The 18,388-nt window shown below is 42.2% G+C and carries 18 protein-coding genes; 11 read left to right on the forward strand and 7 right to left on the reverse strand.

Features of this window, described 5'->3' with window-relative positions:
- Positions 1-2: 2 nt before the first annotated feature.
- Entirely contained in the window at positions 3-1,385 is a 1,383-nt protein-coding gene (locus DC077_RS05320; protein ID WP_239990370.1) for an MATE family efflux transporter, read from the reverse strand.
- Here DC077_RS05320 and DC077_RS10645 point away from each other — a divergent pair.
- On the forward strand, positions 1,379-1,669 hold the full coding sequence (locus tag DC077_RS10645; protein WP_133243441.1) for a hypothetical protein: 291 nt from the start codon (positions 1,379-1,381) through the stop codon (positions 1,667-1,669). The genes DC077_RS05320 and DC077_RS10645 overlap by 7 nt on opposite strands.
- A 41-nt stretch (positions 1,670-1,710) precedes the next feature.
- On the opposite strand, the gene uvrC is transcribed toward DC077_RS10645, so the two are convergent.
- Positions 1,711-3,822 carry an excinuclease ABC subunit UvrC gene (uvrC, locus tag DC077_RS05325; RefSeq protein WP_275663890.1) on the reverse strand — a complete coding sequence of 704 codons (2,112 nt, stop codon included), beginning with the start codon at positions 3,820-3,822 and terminating at the stop codon, positions 1,711-1,713.
- 277 nt (positions 3,823-4,099) lie between these two features.
- Here uvrC and DC077_RS05330 point away from each other — a divergent pair, with 277 nt between their 5' ends.
- Positions 4,100-4,525 carry an ACT domain-containing protein gene (locus DC077_RS05330; RefSeq protein WP_109202200.1) on the forward strand — a complete coding sequence of 142 codons (426 nt, stop codon included), beginning with the start codon at positions 4,100-4,102 and terminating at the stop codon, positions 4,523-4,525.
- A gap of 156 nt (positions 4,526-4,681) precedes the next feature.
- On the opposite strand, the gene DC077_RS11075 is transcribed toward DC077_RS05330, so the two are convergent.
- Positions 4,682-4,807 (reverse strand): hypothetical protein, encoded by a 126-nt coding sequence (locus DC077_RS11075; protein WP_275663891.1) that lies wholly within the window; start codon positions 4,805-4,807, stop codon positions 4,682-4,684.
- Between the two features lie 141 nt (positions 4,808-4,948).
- On the opposite strand from DC077_RS11075, the gene DC077_RS10840 reads away from it, so the two are divergent.
- The gene (locus DC077_RS10840; RefSeq protein ID WP_157953491.1) at positions 4,949-5,089 is read left to right on the forward strand and encodes a hypothetical protein; all 141 of its coding nucleotides are present in this window, start codon (positions 4,949-4,951) and stop codon (positions 5,087-5,089) included.
- 78 nt (positions 5,090-5,167) lie between these two features.
- On the opposite strand, the gene DC077_RS05335 is transcribed toward DC077_RS10840, so the two are convergent.
- The 3 genes from DC077_RS05335 to DC077_RS05345 form a co-directional block, all read right to left on the reverse strand.
- Positions 5,168-6,946, reverse strand: a complete 1,779-nt coding sequence (locus DC077_RS05335) for an N-acetylglutaminylglutamine amidotransferase (RefSeq protein ID WP_109217868.1) — start codon at positions 6,944-6,946, stop codon at positions 5,168-5,170.
- A 119-nt stretch (positions 6,947-7,065) separates the two neighbouring features.
- Complete coding sequence (locus DC077_RS05340) at positions 7,066-7,383, reverse strand: HesB/IscA family protein (RefSeq protein ID WP_109217869.1); 318 nt, start codon at positions 7,381-7,383, stop codon at positions 7,066-7,068.
- Between the two features lie 226 nt (positions 7,384-7,609).
- Positions 7,610-8,395, reverse strand: coding sequence for a methyltransferase domain-containing protein (locus DC077_RS05345; protein WP_133243443.1), 786 nt, complete (start codon positions 8,393-8,395; stop codon positions 7,610-7,612).
- A gap of 359 nt (positions 8,396-8,754) precedes the next feature.
- Between DC077_RS05345 and DC077_RS05350 the strand changes: the two genes are divergently transcribed.
- From DC077_RS05350 to queG, 3 genes are all read left to right on the forward strand, one after another.
- Entirely contained in the window at positions 8,755-9,783 is a 1,029-nt protein-coding gene (locus DC077_RS05350) for an LPS O-antigen chain length determinant protein WzzB (RefSeq protein ID WP_109217870.1), read from the forward strand.
- A gap of 861 nt (positions 9,784-10,644) precedes the next feature.
- Positions 10,645-11,154, forward strand: coding sequence for a pantetheine-phosphate adenylyltransferase (gene coaD / locus DC077_RS05355; protein WP_109202195.1), 510 nt, complete (start codon positions 10,645-10,647; stop codon positions 11,152-11,154).
- Between the two features lie 19 nt (positions 11,155-11,173).
- Complete coding sequence (queG, locus tag DC077_RS05360) at positions 11,174-12,244, forward strand: tRNA epoxyqueuosine(34) reductase QueG (RefSeq protein WP_109217871.1); 1,071 nt, start codon at positions 11,174-11,176, stop codon at positions 12,242-12,244.
- A 37-nt stretch (positions 12,245-12,281) separates the two neighbouring features.
- On the opposite strand, the gene DC077_RS05365 is transcribed toward queG, so the two are convergent.
- Positions 12,282-13,241: an Abi family protein gene (locus DC077_RS05365; protein ID WP_109217872.1), complete on the reverse strand. Its 960-nt coding sequence runs from the start codon at positions 13,239-13,241 to the stop codon at positions 12,282-12,284.
- Positions 13,242-13,814: 573 nt separating this feature from the next.
- Between DC077_RS05365 and DC077_RS05370 the strand changes: the two genes are divergently transcribed.
- The 5 genes from DC077_RS05370 (at position 13,815) to DC077_RS05390 (ending at position 18,370) form a co-directional block, all read left to right on the forward strand.
- Positions 13,815-14,291: a hypothetical protein gene (locus DC077_RS05370; RefSeq protein ID WP_109217873.1), complete on the forward strand. Its 477-nt coding sequence runs from the start codon at positions 13,815-13,817 to the stop codon at positions 14,289-14,291.
- 331 nt (positions 14,292-14,622) lie between these two features.
- Positions 14,623-14,844, forward strand: a complete 222-nt coding sequence (locus DC077_RS05375) for a hypothetical protein (protein ID WP_133243543.1) — start codon at positions 14,623-14,625, stop codon at positions 14,842-14,844.
- Between the two features lie 3 nt (positions 14,845-14,847).
- Complete coding sequence (locus DC077_RS05380) at positions 14,848-16,113, forward strand: flippase (protein WP_109217875.1); 1,266 nt, start codon at positions 14,848-14,850, stop codon at positions 16,111-16,113.
- Positions 16,110-17,075 carry a glycosyltransferase family 2 protein gene (locus DC077_RS05385; protein WP_109217876.1) on the forward strand — a complete coding sequence of 322 codons (966 nt, stop codon included), beginning with the start codon at positions 16,110-16,112 and terminating at the stop codon, positions 17,073-17,075. The genes DC077_RS05380 and DC077_RS05385 overlap by 4 nt, the downstream gene beginning before the upstream one ends.
- A 5-nt stretch (positions 17,076-17,080) precedes the next feature.
- The gene (locus DC077_RS05390; RefSeq protein WP_109217877.1) at positions 17,081-18,370 is read left to right on the forward strand and encodes a hypothetical protein; all 1,290 of its coding nucleotides are present in this window, start codon (positions 17,081-17,083) and stop codon (positions 18,368-18,370) included.
- Positions 18,371-18,388: the final 18 nt, after the last annotated feature.

Here is an 18,388-nt window from a genome sequence, read left to right on the forward strand (position 1 = left end):
ACTTAAGCGACTTTAGGTGCCGGTAATCGGCGCGTTAAGATCGCTAAACGAATATTGAGGAAGAGCGCCGCCACCGTAAGACCAGCAATCAGCCCCATCCAGACTCCGGGCGCTTCTAAATGCTTCACCACGCCGAGGTAGTAACTGAGCGGAAATGCGATCAACCAATAAGAGGCGATACCAAGATACATCGGCACTTTGGTATCCTTCATCCCACGTAAGATTCCATTTGCGGAGATCTGCAATCCATCGGGCAGTTGGAAGAAGAGCGAATAGACAATAAGCGCCGCCGACATCTGGATAATCTCCGGATTGGTATTGAAGAGTTGCGGAATATGAAAGCGCGCGAAGAAGAGCATCAAACTTGTCACCAACATCAATCCTAAAACCACTAAACGCCCCATATCACTGAGACGTCGAACACTCTCATAATCCATCCGCCCCATGCGCTGCCCCACCATCGAGGTGAGAGCCATCGCAACACTTAAAGGGATCATAAAGGTCATCGAGGTGATCGCAAGCGATATCTGATGGCTCGCCACCACAATGGTACCAAACTGCCCCAAAATGAGCCCCGCCGCGGAGAAGATCGCCACCTCCGCAAAGAGAGTAGCGCCACTTGGAATCCCTACACGAATCATCTCCCCAAGGCGCGCATCAGGACGCTGAAAGCCCCGAAGAAGTTGCAAGCTCCGAAGTCGACGATCAACAAAGGTGATCCCCACAAGTAGAAGAAGCATCACCCAGAAGGTGAGTCCTGTCCCTAAGCCGGAACCGATAATACCAAGGCTCGGAAGATGGATCAGCGCCCAACCATTAACAAGAATATAGTTGAGGAAAGCGTTCACCAGAAAGCCGATACCACACACAATCGTGATCGGAAGCGGCCGCGCCACCCCTTCACACACCGCACGAAGGCTATTGAAGATTAAGATCGCCGGCGCACCGATACTAAGCGCACGCAGATAGGAGACTGATCCTGGAATCAAATGCTCCTCTACCGCCAGAAAGCGCAAAAGATGCCCAGAGAAGAGATTCATAATCAGCACAACCGCCACAATTAGAACTGAGGAGATCAGCAGGCCGTTATGCCAAATAAGGGCTACATCTTCACTCTTCCCCTTACCAAATTCATGGGCGCTAAAGATCGCAACACTCATCAAGACGCCGGTACTACAGAGAAGTAAAGGATTCCAGATCATCACCCCTAAGCCGACAGAGGCTTGCACATTATCATCAAAGTGCCCGGTGATCGCGATATCGACAACTCCCATTCCCACCAGAAACCATTGTGTAATCAGGATCGGTAATGAGAGAGTCATCAGCATGCTCAGCTCATCTCGCTGAAATCGAAATCGTCTATAGATGCTACTGCTCTGTGCCATTCTTTCCGCTCCTTCTCTTCTATCAATCTTCTATCACTCGGCCATCATTCTTTTGCGATCATTATCTATCGCATCGATACTGCCACTTCTTCGGCATCAACCGTCAATATCAAATCTATGGCAATCATCTACGTCAACCACCGACATCGATCATCGATCACCATTATCAAAGCGCACAATCGGCAGATGCTAAAAAAGTGAGCCTGCATTCTACCGCAACTGCTCCGGAAAAGTATTACAATTACATTAAGAATCCTTCAACTCATCTCTCAAGCCCCATTTAGCCAAGTTTGCGCCCCTCTCTTCGCGACAATAGAGTGAATTTTTAGGAAGACTCTCGTAATGCGGTAAAGACCACCTCTGCCAACTTATCACTAATCCCCGGCACCTTTGCGATATCTTCTACGGCGGCATTTTTAAGAGATTCCAAGCCCCCAAAGTGGGTTAAGAGTGCAGTTCTTCGGCTCTCTCCAATGCCGGGGATATCCTCTAATACTGAACGGCGACGCATCTTATCTCGCCGTGCGCGATGCCCTTCAATGGCAAAACGGTGGGCCTCATCTCGAATCTGCGTTAAGAGATGAAATGCCGGAGAAGCAGGATCGATCAAGAGTGGGGATTTATCACGAAGCCAAATAATATCCTTCCCGCGCACTTTCCCCTCCCCTTCCGAGATACTAATCACCCATTGATCCTCAATCTGTAGCGCTTCGAGCACCTCTAGCGCCACTTGTAACTGTCCTTTTCCACCATCGATCAGTAGTAGATCAGGGCGATCTCGCAATTCACCGCGTTTTTCGCCACTCTTCTCCCGGCTCTGAAAACGGCGCGTTAAGGCTTGGCGCATCGCTTCATAATCATCACCGGGCGTTACTCCCTCAATGTTGTAGCGACGATAGAGCTTCTTGGTAAATCCCTCTGCGGTATAGACCACATTAGAGGCCACCGTTCGCTCGCCAAAACTATGGGAGATATCGAAGCACTCAATTCGCTGAATCATCCGCTCATCGAGTAGCGCCTCTTTCTCTCTTCGCCCTGTCAATTGTGGAAGGAGAAGTTGATTGAGCACATAGAGCCGATCCTCAATCTGGGTTCGACTTGCCAATTTAATCGCCACCGAATGCTCAGCATTTTGCTCTGCCATCTCCAGCCAGCGACGTTTACGCCCTCGAATATTGTGGGGATATTGCAGTAAAATCGGATGTTTTGCCCACTCACCGAGTCCGAGTTTGAGCCACTCTGCCTCCTCTTCTGAGAGCGGAATATTGAGAATAATGGTCCGCGGGGGGAGACGATGCTCACCATAATATTGCCCCACAAAGGCGCTCATAATCTCCTCATCACGGGTATCTTTCGGCACTTGGGGGAAATAGGCTCTCGTTCCTAAGACGCGCCCATCACGGATCGTCATCACCTCGATATTATTCACCTCCGCTTTTTGGTAGAGCACCATAATATCGAGCGAATCACGGCTCTCCTCCATACGATTAGAGCCTTGAATCTCCCGAATATCTTGGATCTGATCGCGAATCTTCGCCGCCGCCTCAAATTGTAGCTCTGCGCTAAAGTGTTGCATCTTCTCAATCAAGAGATCCACCAGTTGATTCGACTCGCCACTCAAAAAGAGCACCGCTTCCTTCACCGCTTCGAGATAATCCTCCCGGCTGATCTTATCCACACAGGGAGCGCTACAGCGATCGATCTGATATTGCAGGCAGGGGCGCGTTCGATGGGAGAAGAAGGAATCCTCACATTCTCGAATGCGAAAGACCTTCTTCATCAAGTTGAGCGTCTCTTTCACCGCACCGGAAGAGGGATAGGGGCCAAAGAGGCGACCTCGGCGTTTACGGGTTCCGCGATAGAAACTAAAGCGAGGAAAGGGATGATCGGAGAGATAGATATAGGGATAGCTCTTATCATCGATCAGGCGAACGTTATAGCGCGGGCGATGGGCTTTGATCAGGTTTCCCTCTAGAATCAGCGCATCCTTCTCCGTTGCGGTAAGGGTCATCTCTACCGAGGCGATATTTGCCACGAGCGCCACTGTTTTCGGCGCATGTTGCTTCCCCTTAAAGTAGCTTGAGAGGCGGTTTTTAAGATTTTTCGCCTTCCCCACATAGATAATCTGCCCCTCACGATCCTTCATCATATAGATCCCGGGCGTTGTAGGCGCATGGCGGAGCAATTCATCGGCATCAAAATCATTCTCTCTCTCTGCCGGCATCACGGCTTGATCTGGTTGATCCGCTTGATCAGCCACTTCCGCAGTCGATTTTACCGGCATCTTTTCTGATCCCATTTCTGATCCCATTTCTGACTCATTCTCCGACCGATTCCCTGAGCTATTTTCTAGGCTATTTTCTAGGCTATTTTCTGGGCAATTTGCCAGCTTCTTCCCCTCTCGATCCATCTCAACTCCTGCCTCACTAGACTTCACACTGAAAAACTTCTTATCACATCTCTACATTGTAAAGACTCAACGAGTATGTAAAAATAGATAAAAATTATTATACAAAATTATAAGCGCGACTATTTTATCGATCAAAAAATCGGTAACAATCGTCCCTAAGTGATTGAATATTAGCTAATATTAACGAATCTTTTTAAACTAGCTAATGCCACTCACAGAGCCACCCAATCGATTTATCCCAGAAATAGCGCCCTCAGGCAACCTAACCCCTAACTTCTTTCGTTGATTAAAGGACGATATTATCATGCTCCAAAAAGAAGCATCCCTACAAGAGATTCTGCAGAACTTAGACCCTGTGATTGCCCCCGAGACCTATGTCTATGTCGGTGTCTCTAATCAATCACTTCTGAAGATCTTAGGATTTGATCCTGTTGCCTTCTTTAAGGAGCCGGAAGGCATTACGCTGATTCTAAAAAAAGAGGATGCGGACAATAATCTCTTAGGATATCAGAGTGAGTTTTGTCGCATCATTCTCAATGCCCCCTACACGATGCTCTGCGCCGGTTTAACGGCAATCGTCAGTAGTGCTCTTGCAAAGGCCGGCATCTCGGTTATCCCCATTCTTACAGCTTATAAGCGTTCGATTTTTGTAGAGAAAGAGGACGCCCAAACCGCCCTCGAAATCCTCAACGCCCTACAAAATAAAGTTCAAGGTTTAGGCGCGCATTAATATCATCCCGGCGCTGAAAGCGCCAACCAGCGGGCATGCACCGGTGAAAAGAATGAAATAGTCAGCTCCCTCCCCTCAACAAACCTTCTTAAGAATCATAAAAATAATTGATCAGAATTAAGTAAAACAAAAAGGGCTGAACGCTGCCGGTTCTCACTATCGCGTTCTTCCAAAAAAACCGCGCCGGCAGTTGGCATCATCGATGCCAAACAGCGGGCATGCACCGGTAAAAAGAATGAAATGGTAAGTTCCCGCCCCTCCAATAACTCTCTTAAGAATCATAAGAATAATTGATCAGAATTAAGTAAAACAAAAAGGGCTGAACGCTGCCGGTCCTTACTATCGCGTTCTTCCAAAAAAACCGCGCCGGCAGTTGGCATCATCGATGCCAAACAGCGGGCATGCACCGGTAAAAAGAATGAAATGGTCAGCTCCCGCCCCTCAACAAACCTTCTTAAGAATGATTCATCAAAACAAAAAGGGCTGAACACTGCCGGTCCTCACTATCGCATGCTTCCACGAATCGCGCGCCGGCAGTTGGTAATCCTCAATTACCGGCAATAAAATAGGCAACCTTTTGAGTTGCCTATCTTTAGATATTTTATCGATTATCTGATCTGACCTGATCAGAAAACTTCTTCCCTACAACCCCACCGAATTTAACCAGAGTTCTAAAAGTGCGGCGTGCCACAATTTTGAGCCTTGGATATTGGTGAAGCTTGTGGGAGCTTCTGGGTTTTTAAGAAGCTCATCGATATAGGTGGGATTGAAGATTCCGCGCTCTTTTGCCTTTTTACTGGTTAAGGTATCACGCATCATCTCTAAAAACTCACCACGCACATATTTGAGTGCCGGCATCGGGAAGTAGGCTTTTGGGCGATCGATAATTGAATCGGGAACGCGACCTCTTGCGATCTCTTTTAAGATCCCTTTTCCATGATGCTTCAATTTGTACTCCGGCGGAAGTGCCATCGCAAGCTCAACAAGACGCTGATCCATAAAGGGCATTCGTGCCTCTAAACCGTGCGCCATTGTCATATTATCAACCCGCTTAACCGGATCATCCACCACAAGGCGCGTCACATCAAGACGCAATACCTGATCTAAGAAGGTATCTGCCCCCGGGCGCGTTAAGTGTTCCCGAATATATTCACCGGCGATATTCTCCGTATGGTATTTCGGTGTGAATGCTGCTAACCACTCTTCATGCGGACGATCAAAATAGTGCTTTGCAAAGCGTTTTAGAGGATCTTGCTCTGTCTCTTCCACCATTTTCGGATACCAGAAGTAACCGGCAAAGACCTCATCTGCCCCCTGCCCACTCTGCACCACGGAGGTGACGGTCTTCACTCTTTCAGAAAGAAGATAGAAACCGATCGCATCTTGACCAAAGAGCGGCTCGCTCATATTGGCAATTGCCTCTGGAAGACGAGAGAGCGCCTCACTATTGGGAACTTCAAATTTGTAATGATCGGTCTGATACTTATCGACAAATTGATCGGAATAGAAGAATTCTGAACCCTTCTCTTCTGGCTGATCTTCAAAGCCGACAGAAAAGGTCTGAATCCCTTCAATTCCCTCTTCAATCGCAAGTGCGGTGATCAATGTTGAATCGAGCCCGCCTGAGAGAAGAACACCCACCTTTTCATTGGCGAAATTCATCTCTTTCTTAATAGCAGATTTGAGCGTACTCTCGATAATCTCGCGCCACTCAACATCATCATATTGTGGATAATCGCGCTCTGCCGTTAGCTCCCAATAGCTCACTGATCGGCTCGAACCATCGGCATCGATCCGTAGATAATGCCCCGGCTCAACTTTACGAATCCCTTTTAGAATGGTCCAAGGCGCCGGCACTACTGCATGGAGCGAATACATAAAGTGAAGCGCATGAGGGTCGATCTCTGTGTCGATATCCCGCGTCTGCAGAAGACTCTGCGTATTAGAGGCAAAGTAGAGCGCCGTCTCCGATTGACCAAAGCTATAGTAGAGCGGTTTTTTACCAAAACGGTCCCGAACAAGTAGGAGCGAACGATCCGCTTCATTCCAGATGGCAAAGGCATAAGCCCCATCGAGCTCCTCCACAAAGGATTCGCCCCAGCAGTGATACGCTTTTGTTAAGACTTCCGCTTGGCTCTCGGTTAGAAAACGATATCCCGCTTCGATCAAGCGCTCACGCAACGCATCTTGATTGTAGATCGTGCCGTTAGTGGCAACAATGATGCCAAAATCTTCATCAAAAAAGGGCTCTGTGCCATTGCTCACCGCAGCGAGCTTTGTCTGCACAAAACCCATATTTTCATATTGAATAATCGTTGTGCCGTCAGGACCCCGTTTCTGGATCGGCTCCGACATCTTCTGTAGTAATCCTTCCGCTACAGCTGTCTGATTTAATTTTAATACACCGGCGATTCCACTCATTCGTACTCTCCTTATTGATCGATCTGTCTGATCTTTTGAGATTGATTCTCACGAACCTTACACTACTGATTCACAACGATTATGCGCTTTCAACTTCTTGCTTCGATATCGGCGCAAGATTAGAGGAGAAAGCTCTCACCACAACCACACTCTGCTTTCGCTTCGGGGTTTTGAAATTTAAACATGCGGTTGATGCCATCTTGAATATAATCGAGCGTTACAGTCTCAAGGTAGGGGAGAATATCGGGCTCTGCCACAATCTTCACCGGCGCTTCCTCAAGGATGACTACGCGCTCATCCACCTTGTCACAAAAATCGATATAATATTTATAACCGGAACAGCCCGATTTCTGAAGCGCGATCTTAATCGCCTCGGCACTGCTCTCACCTAAGTTCTTTGCAAGTTGTGCTCTTGCTGCATCTGTCACTGTTAACATCGTTAAAACTCCATCACATTAGATTGAATCGTATTAATCCGTATCTTCGTATATCCACCATATATCCGTATATTGATATATTCATACTCATATATTGGTAGAAAATATCTATTTCATCATCTCTATTTCATTATCTCGATTTCATCGAAGAATCAATATAGGACTAATTTAGTTCTATATTACCTTATCTCCCGCCTGCTGACGACTATTACTTCTTACTTCAGCGCTACTTCTGCTCTTTTTCTGCTTTAGAGCTTGAGAGCTGAGAGATATCCACATAGACGGCATTATCCTCCCCTTGAAGATTCTTAATATCGGAGAGCGTCCCTTCGGCATAGATCACATCAAAGCCGATATGAAAGAGCTGATCCTCCGCCTTAAGCTTCTCTGCGGCATAGCGCTTCCACTCCTCTAACCAACGATAGGTGCGTAAGCCTTTAAAGGAGGAAAATGGTCTGCCGGCAACTACGCGCGCATCTTTAAGGAGGGTATCGAGCTTCTCATAGGTGAGATTGATCTTCTCAATAAAGAGCACGGCATTTTTAAAGCCCAAAGCATGGAGAAAATCGCCAATATCTTCAATATCGGGAAACTCATTGAGTAATGGCCCGCCGGGATAACTCACCTCGGGAAAACTGCCGGTGCCGATAGTGGTAAAGAAGAGTTTGCCCTTTGCATTGAGGCGGATCTGATAATCGCGCACCCGCTCCTCAAACTCCCACACATCTTGCAGATAGAGATTACTCACCACCAGATCAAAACGTAGGGTGGGATCGGTTAGCGATTCGATATTCTCCCAAATCGTCGCCTCCGGAAAGCGCGCTTGGAGCAGATCACTGAGATAGTGATCAAATGCGCCATCCACTAAAATCTTTTGCGGCGCCAATGACTCATCGAGATACTCCACCATTCTGCGGGCGATCTCATGATGCAGAAAAGCATGATTGCCATAAAGCTCCGGATGATATTGTAGCTGCTGACGGTTCACGGCATTGGTCCTTCTCATATCCATCTCTCTCACTATCTATGATCGATTAAACAAAGCCCATTCTATCACGCTTTTTGCCAAAACTGCGGAAGAAGATGCTTTATCCTTGTACGAGAAAAGCAGATAATCCGCCCACCAATCTCGCTAGATTTACTTTAAATTCCCTCTAGACTCATTCCAAAATCATTTCAGAGTTATTTCAAAATCAGAACAGATTTTTCGACAAAATATATATTCAATATTCCTATTCGATAATAGATAGTGATAATCCCCCTATTTAGGTTAGAATATCCCTCTATAAGCTAATCTAAGATCAATAGCTACAATCTTTCAATCATTAATAAAAATTAATCAATCATCAATCAAACTAACAAAATAATCCCATGAGCAGAACAGACCTTACAAACACTCCCGCCTATCATGATGATGAGATCGATCTCTTTGAACTAATCGCCACCCTTTGGCGCCATAAATGGCTGATTATTGCCACCACAATTCTTGGCACGCTAATTGCGGGATTATTTACCTTCTTAACGATTAAACCGAGTTACCGCGCATCTGCCACGATAACACCGCCAAATGTCTATCAAATTGCAGAGCTCAATCTCGGGGCGACACCGATTACATTACTGCCGGAGCAAGTTGCCTTCTCTGCAGATACTTTAATGCCACTGACAACGCAAGATGTCTTTGATCTTCTCACCTCTGTTGCACAATCACCGCGGGTACAGAGCGATTTCTTTACACAACTACAACAAGAAGATCAAAACGGATCACTTCAGGGGAATCTTACAGTGGATGTCGATGATAAGAAGTCGGCATTAACGATCTCTAGCCAAGGGCCTGTTGCGGAAGATACAGAAGTCATTGCAACGCGCTATCTCAATTATCTTGATCATGTAACAGCTGATATCCTCTTAAAAGATCGTCAAGCAGAGATCCATGCATTAGAGGCGAATCTCACACGTCAACTAAAGAGCTTAGAGCGGGTATTAGAGAAAGAGCGACTCTACCAAATTGCCGCGCTTGAAAATAGCTATCAAACAGCGGAAAAACTCAACCTCACCCTCCCGACCGGTAATGGGGAAGATCCTTATCTTTTAGGGACAGAAATTCTCGCGGCAAAGATCGCTTTTTTAGAGAAGCAGAAAGGTCAATATGGTGATAATCAGAGACACAATGAGCTCACCGCAAAGATCGATGCACTCCAAGCTTTTACCCTTCCAGAAGCAGATAATTTAGAGGTCTATACCCTCTCCCAGTCTGCAGCACTACCCACAGCACCACTTCCTACAAAGAAAAAACTAATTATCATCATCGGTTTCCTCTTAGGGGGCATGCTCGGAGTTGTCATTGTTCTTTTACGTGAAGCAATTCGTAACTATCGAGCACGCAAAGCGGCGGAAGCTTAAGATTTCCCAAAATTAAAAGACACAAAAAGAGCGCCACAAGGCGCTTTTTTCTTGTCTGTAATAAATACCCGGCATCGAAGATGCCAACCGGCGGGCATGCACCGGTGAAAAGAACGAAATCGTCGGCTCCTGCCCTTCCAATAACTCTCTTAAGAATCATTCATCAGAATTAATTGAGACAAAAAGGGCTGAGCGGTGCCGGTCCTTACTATCACGTTCTTCCCAAAAACTCGCGCCGGCAGTTGGCGATCTCTATCACCGGCACATAATGTTTAACTGCTGTTTAAAAACTGTTTAAATCATGTTTAATGATTTCTCCGGCATCATCGATGCCAAACCGGCGGGCATGCACCGGCGAAAAGAATGAAATGGTGAGTTCCCGCCCCTCCAATAACTCTCTTAAGAATCATTCATCAGAATTAATTGAGACAAAAGAGGCTGAACGCTGCCGGTCCTTACTATCGCATTCTTCCAAAAACCTCGCGCCGGCAGTTGGTGATCTTAATCGCCGGAAATCTTATTCATTCTTATCAAAGCTGTTGAGTTGCGGGAGATTACCTTTGCATTCCTCCCAAGATCACGCGCCCGCAAGTCTCGCTCCTTTGGCGATAGAATTCCGGCGCTGAAAGCACCAAACCGGCGGGCATGCACCAGCGAAAAGAGCGAAATCGTCGGCTCCCGCCCCTCCAAAAACCTTCTTACTTGAAAAATAGAGAATAAAAATCTCCATCTAGCGAACAGATTGTACAATCGGCTAATGCGAAAGTGACTGAGATCACGTAAAATAGAGCCACGATTTACTAAACCATTAAATAATATAGAAGGTGACTGCCATGAGCAGCCCCAATAAAGAGGATTATTATGAGCGAGAGAACTGCCGTCTATCCCGGCACATTTGACCCGATTACCAGCGGCCATTCCGATATTATTATTCGCGCTGCCCGCATCTTTCCGAAATTGATTGTTGCTGTGGCGAAGATTAGCGGCCCGAAGAAAAAACCCCTCTTCACCTTTGAAGAACGCCTCGATATGGCCACAGAGATCTTTAAAGGGCATGAGAATATTGAGGTGATCGGCTTTAATGACCTCCTTGCGCGCTATATGGATACCATCGATAGCCATATCTTAGTGCGAGGGCTCCGCGCCGTATCGGACTTTGAGTATGAATTCCAGATGGCGAGCCTCAACCGCCACCTCAACCCCAAAGTGGAGACCGTCTTCCTCACACCGAGTGAGAAATACTCCTTTGTCTCCTCCACCATGGTGCGCGAAGCCTCCATGCTCGGCGGTGATGTGAGCGCCATTGTCCACCCCTATGTGTTAGCAGCACTTGAGCGTAAATATCAAGAGCGCCTAGCGCAATCTGAATAAGAACCGGAGTTAACACCCCGTGAGTAGCAATGACACCTATAACTCGCCCCAATTTATCGCTAAATTGCAGGCAAAAGCACGCGAAATCGGGATTAATGAACTCTCGAGTAGTGATATCGATCCCGGTAAAAACCGGGATTACTTTATCGAATGGCTCGGCGAAGGCTTCCATGGTGAGCTCGACTATATGTATAAACATGGGGAGAAGCGCTACCACCCCGATCAATTAGTCCCCGGCACGGTATCGATGCTGACCGCACAACTCCACTACTTCAATCCAGAAATCGATGCCCAAGCACGGCTCGAAGACCCAAACCACGCCTACGTTGCCGAATATGCCCTCGGGCGAGATTACCACAAGGTACTCCGCAATATGCTCACCAAATTGGGCAAATGGCTCCAAACGGAGATCCCCGATCTTGAGTTCCGCGCCTTTGTAGATAGCGCCCCAGTGCTAGAACGCGCCTTTAGCCAGAAGTCCGGCCTCGGCTTTTTTGGCAAAAATACCATGATTATTCACCCCAAACGGGGCTCCTTCTTCTTTTTGGGAGAATTATTACTTTCAAAACGGATCGAGATCCCGAGCGAGCCGATCACCAACCATTGCGGCCAATGCACCCGCTGCATCAAAGCCTGCCCGACCGACGCCATCGTCTCTCCTTTTAAGATCGATGCGCGCAAATGCATCTCCTACTTAACAATCGAACATTTCGGCCCCATTCCCGAAGAGTACCGCACCGCTATGGGTAACCGCATCTTCGGCTGTGATGATTGCCAAATTGTCTGCCCCTGGAATCGCTTTGCGATCGACTTAACAACCGAAGACTTCTTCCCCCGCCATCAGCTCGACTCATCTACCCTACTGCAACTCTTCAATTGGAGCGAAGCAGAATTCCTCCGCAAAACAGAAGGTTCCCCCATTCGCCGGCTCGGCTACGCAAGATGGCTCCGCAATATCGCCATTGGTATCGGCAACAGCCCCTATGCAGAGGCAAATATTGAGGCATTAAAAGCAAAGCTAGAGTTTGAAGATGAGGCAGTGAGGGAACATGTAAAGTGGGCGCTTAAAGAGCAGAATGAAAAAAAATAATTCATCTATTTCCTAATCTGACACTCTCCAAAAAAGCTTATTTATCCCCAATAAAAGCTGATTCCCAGAAGGGATCTGAATACCAATCCTCAGGTATCCTCATTGCTTTTCTTGATACGTTAGGATATTTTTCTAACAAATGATGTAATCGCATCGCCCACCCTGAATGTGGACTCACTGTATATAGAAAATATTGGAGCACACATAAAACACCATAAACCCTTCTCATTATTTCTAAAGAAGAATAACCTCTATGATTTTCTATCCACTTAACATGTTTAGATTTAGGTTTCGCCAATGATGTACCAAAAACTCTATTCCACAAGCGAGAATGATGAGCAATAATATTACGTACATTTGAAAGTGATAACATCCATGAACTCAATAACGGAAAAGGCAATTTAAAATTCTTTGCGATTCTCTTCTTCACTTTTACATCTGCTAAATTGTTATAAATACGACAAATTTGCCCAAAAGATAATATTTCAAATACCATCCAAACAGGTGGGTAATCCCCTTGATAAACAGAGAAATAATGCTGTATAGGTGTTTTATGACAAAAATATTTAGCTTTTTGAGCGCTCTCCAGCTCATTGTCTAATCTAGATATAAAATACGCATATGATTTTTGATCTTTAAAATTTCTTTTCTCATAAAGCCAAAATGGATCTTGAGTTTCATCACACATGACATTGCATAATTGTGACTTAATCGCTACTTCAACACGCTCTAAGGCATCAAAAGCTAATAATCGTAACTCTCTATCAAAAACATATGTTTCTAAAACTTGATCAAATGTAACACCTTCATTAAATCGATGCCCAGAATCACCTTTAATTTGAAATGGAATAGTATATACAGAGAACCGATAATAATTAATGTAACTTAGATAACGACTAGTACGCTCTCTGTCCTCAATAATTAAACCACGCTGTTCCCACTGATCAACTAACTCTTGCACTGATTTTGTGAATTTAGAGAAAAAAGGCTTATTCATATAATTCTTAAATAATCCTGAAAACAAAAAACCTGCTCATTTGTGCATAAATTAAAATTAATTAATTCAGAGGCATGGCAGGTGTGATGCTCAAATTATAACAAGATAACTTAAAAAATGAAAACCTGTTTTTATCAAAACAAATATTCTAAGAGCTTTTTACCTAAGTAAAGAAATTCCTCCGCAAAACAGAAGGCTCCCCCATCCGCCGGCTCGGCTACGCGAGATGGCTCCGCAATATCGCCATCGGCATCGGCAACAGCCCCTATGCAGAGGCAAATATTGAGGCATTAAAAGCAAAGCTAGAGTTTGAAGATGAGGCAGTGAGGGAACATGTAAAGTGGGCGCTTGAGCAACAAAACCGTGCTAAAAACAGCAGAACTTTATCATAAAAAATGCAACTACTTGATCTTTATATTTGAAGCGGATGATTAATCGCCGTAGAATTAACCCTTTATTAAATAGGGTAACTTCATAATAGTAATGGGTTTATTGGTGTCATTAATCTATTTCCAATATACCGCTTCTATTATGAGTAGATTGATAAATCACTAATAAATATAAAGGTTTTTTATGGATAATCTCTCTCGTAAACAATATTGGATACTGATCATTCTCTATCTTCTCTTCTTCTTTGGCTTGAAGTTTTTAATTGTTGAGCTACTCGATCTCTTCCCTGATTTTACGATCTGGCTTACTAACCTCATTATTGTTCCTTTAGGTTTTGTCTCCTTTCTCTTTGCCGCGTACTTAATCTATTACCGCGTGAGTGATTTTAGTAATGAAAAGATCGTCTTCGCCCTCTTCTTTGCTCCCACAGCAATCACCTACTTTCCCGATCTTCTCGCTAGTTTTAAAGTAAGCTTCTTAAGCTCTATTCACGGCAATGCCCCTTTAGTGATCCGCTATTTTCAATATCAGCAACAAGCCTATATCGATGGCTTCTTAGGGTTCGACTATCAAGATATCGCTCTTGTTAGTATCGCCCTTCTCTTTATTTTAGGGCTCATTCCCTCTAAAAAACAGATAAAAAATAGCGAAAAACCGTAATAACATTCACAGAAAAAGGAGAGGTTTTAATAAGTAAATCGATCATCTATCGATATTCATCAAACCTCTCCCTACTAAATATCACACCATCGGTAATACTGGCTCTACTGTTTATCGATTAATCTCAAGATGCATAAAATCATTAATTGATGATTATTAAAGATAATTTTTCATATTAAAAAAATAAAACAGCAATGCAAATAAGACTCCTTTGCATTTAGTTCTCATTTAACAATAAGTTAAGACAATATATTTAGATATATTTACGTCATTAAAGTATCATACCCTCTTAGGAAAACATCTTGGTTTATTGCAAAGTTGAGGTTTGGATTTGACTCAGAATTATCATCGCCGCCACTCCCGCTGGTATGAAGTTATTATCTTTAACTTCTGGTTTCAGATTGTAATCGGCTTTCTCCTAATTGTCCTTCTACCACAATGGTTACGTTATGGTGGATTGGTGGATGAGGATTCACTTCAATCCAATGATGAAAACAATTTTGAGAAACAAGTTCTTCCCAAGATCTTTATAGCCTCAAAAGCATTGGTGTAAAAAATGTCTCAAAAATCATCTTTAAAGCGAAATGCTTTTGCAGTACTCACAATGCAAGCAATAAACTATCTAGTACCTCTAGTTACACTTCCTTATTTGACAAGAACATTGGGAGTGGATCAATACGGAGCTCTTAATTTAGCCTTAAGCCTAATTCAATACGGAATACTGTTTGTTACATTTGGTTTTAATTTAAGCGCAACAAAATATATTGCGCAGCATCGACATAACCATGTAATCGTAAGCAAAGTTTTTTGGGAAACAATAGTTGCTAAACTAATACTTTTATTCATAGCTTGTATAGGTCTTACTGTAATCACATTAAATGTTTCAAGCTTTTATGAAATCCGTTGGATTGTTTTTATTCTCTTCATTCAGTTATTGTCTGTAGCTATTGATCCCCTTTGGTTTTTCCAGGGAATCGAAAAACTTGAAAAGGTATCTCTAATTGGCTCAGGAATTAGGCTATTCAATATTCCTCTATTAGTTCTATTTGTTCACAGCCCAGAAGATGTTGTCCTTGCTGCTCTTATTCAAGCCAGCACATTGTTAACCATAGCTATAATCAACATTATTCTCGTAAAAAAGGAAAGCTTCATTACTCTTATAAAATTCAATCAATTAAGAGTTTTAAACGCTCTCAGAAAATCTCTACCCTTATTTATAGGAGCTGCTGCAATCAGTCTCTATAACACAAGTACTCCTATTATACTTGGGTTAGTGAGTAGTTATGATCAAGTTGGGATTTATTCCGCGAGCTTTAGAGTGCAAACAGCTGCAATTGGAGTGTTCACTGTTTTAGGACAGGTCATATATCCTCGAGTTAATCATCTATTTGCGACTGATGTTGACTCAGCCTATCTTTTTGTTAAGAAACTATTGATCTATATGTTTCCTACCCTATTAGTGGCAAGTCTTCTGTTCTATCTATTAGTTCCGATTCTTGCACCTTGGATTTTAGGAAAAGGCTTTAACGAGTCAGCAGAAACTTTAAAGATTATGGCTCCGATGTTGTTTTTAATACCTTACTCTGTAGTCTTTGCTCACAACTTGTTGCTACCGTTAGGATATCAACGTATCTACTATTTAGTTCCTTTAATAATAGGGTTATGTCACTTAGTTTATAGTACTTTTCTAAGTCATTACTATGGAGCGATTGGTGCATCGTATTCTATTTTGATTACGGAAATCGTAACCACAATTATTTTATGCATCTGTGTCTTGCATTGTACGCAATTAAAAACATATATTAGGAATTCATCAGAATGAAAATCTCAGTTATTGTGCCTGTTTATAAAGTAGAAAAATACATTGAAAAATGTCTTCAAAGCCTACTGGATCAGACGTACACCGATTTTGAAGCCTTAATCATAGATGATGGAAGCCCCGATGGGTCTATTGCTGTAGCAAAAAAGCTTGTTGGGGATGATTCTCGTTTTATTTTCTTGGAAAAGGAAAATGGGGGATTATCTAGTGCAAGAAACTATGGTTTAAAATATGCTAGAGGTGAATATATAGCATTTTTAGATTCTGATGACTATTTTACTAATAACTGTTTTCAAGAATGCATCAAGATATTTGATACAAACCCAAATGTGGAAATAGTGTTATTTGGGATTAATTTGGTGTCAGTCAGTGGCAAGATTCTAGGGGAAATCACTCCTAATCTTGATGCATATTATCAGCAGTCGGATATACTATTAACAAAAGAAACTATTAATTATAGTGTCTGGAGCAAAATATATAAGTCGGATATTTGGAAAAACAGATGGTTTGTTGAAGGGATTATTTATGAGGATAAGGAAATAATTCCAGCTATTTTATATGAAAAAAAATTATTCGCTATTGATGAGCCATTGTATAACTATGTTCAAAGACCAGGCTCGATAATGAATACATATAATTCTAACTCTTTGAGTAGTCTAATTACGATTTATAAAGGTCATTTGTTATTTTTAAAAGAAAATAGAATGTATTCAAAATATGAAGATTATTATAAGGCTTCTTATCTGAAGTACTGTCTATATTCTCAAGCATTAGAAATTACAAAATATTCAACGAACTTTTATGAGGATCGTTTCAATCTTATAAGCTCTTTAGATCCTAGTATAGTGAATACATCGACGATCCTCTATTCTTTTAAAAATAAACCGAAATATTTACTAGGAAGTTTGCTATTTTTAAAGTCACCAAAATTATTTAAATTTATTTTCAATATATTGAAAAGGTAAGAAAAATGCTTGTTAAACATAAGGTTAAACCATGTGATGCATTAGAATCTTTTTTCTTTACAGTGTTGACAACATTTTTATTGTTTAATATAAAATTTAAAGGCCTACCACCTACTTTTTTTATCTCGTCCGCCATTTTAACAATTATGGCGCTATACTTTATAGCAAAAAACGGAACCATCTCTTCTCGTTTTTTAAAGCTATCATTTTTATATGCTCTATTTTTTATTACATTAATGCTCTCTTTTGCAGCTAATGCTGGTAATCCTGATATACATTTAATAAAAATGGGAGGTACTATATTCTTTATTTCAATTATAGTCCCTTATGCATACTTAGCTTATTTCAAAAATAGAGAAGTTATGATTTTACGCTATATAGCATTAGCTGGAATTATTAATGCTATATTTCTGATTGGAATGTTTTTATCTTATTCTTTTAAAGCAACTTATTTATCCCTTTTGCTTAGTACAGATTTAACAAATTTAAAAGGGGATATAGATCTTACAAGCTCTTTGTATTCAATGAGAATGATAGGTTTAACTGGAAGTGCGACATATGGAATGGCTGTTACTCAAGTTGTTCTAGCATTTGTATATGTTTATTATGTATTAACAACAGCACAGAGATTTACTATAAAAAACTCTATAGTGTTAGGGACTATCCTATTATCTGCAGTTCTTTCAGGTCGTACAGCTTTTGTGGGAATTGCTCTACTATTTATCTATCTATTATTATTCTTAAATTTTAAAGATATTATTAAAAATACATTATTACTTATAGTGTTTTTGGTGGTTTTATTTTTAACATCTCAATATTTTTTACCCGAAAATTTCTATTCATTTTTTGAAAACTGGATGCTTGAATTCTTTACCAAAGGCAAGGACACTGGCTCATTGAAAGCTAATTTAGCAATGTATAAGTATGGCTGGGATGATTTTTCACTATTAGGAGATTTTAGATGGTCCAAATCTGAAATCGATAAATCATATTATATGGATACAGACGTTGGTTGGTATAGACTTTTATTCGCATTTGGATATCTTGGTAGTGGCTTCTTAATAATTTATTTTGTTTCATTATTAGGTTTTCAGACAAGATTAAATATCAAAAATATAACCTCGTTATTTATAGGAATATTTTTACTCGTTGTACTCTTCAAAGGTGCAATATTATTCGATTTTTATATCTGTTTTTTTATATTAGTGATATTGCAATTATCATATAGTGGTAAAGAATATGTATCATCAAGTGATAGAATTTACGAAACTTCAATGAGTTACAAGGCATCATGATAAAATAATATATATAAG

The organism is Ignatzschineria cameli (assembly GCF_003121895.1).
GTDB lineage: Bacteria > Pseudomonadota > Gammaproteobacteria > Cardiobacteriales > Wohlfahrtiimonadaceae > Ignatzschineria > Ignatzschineria cameli.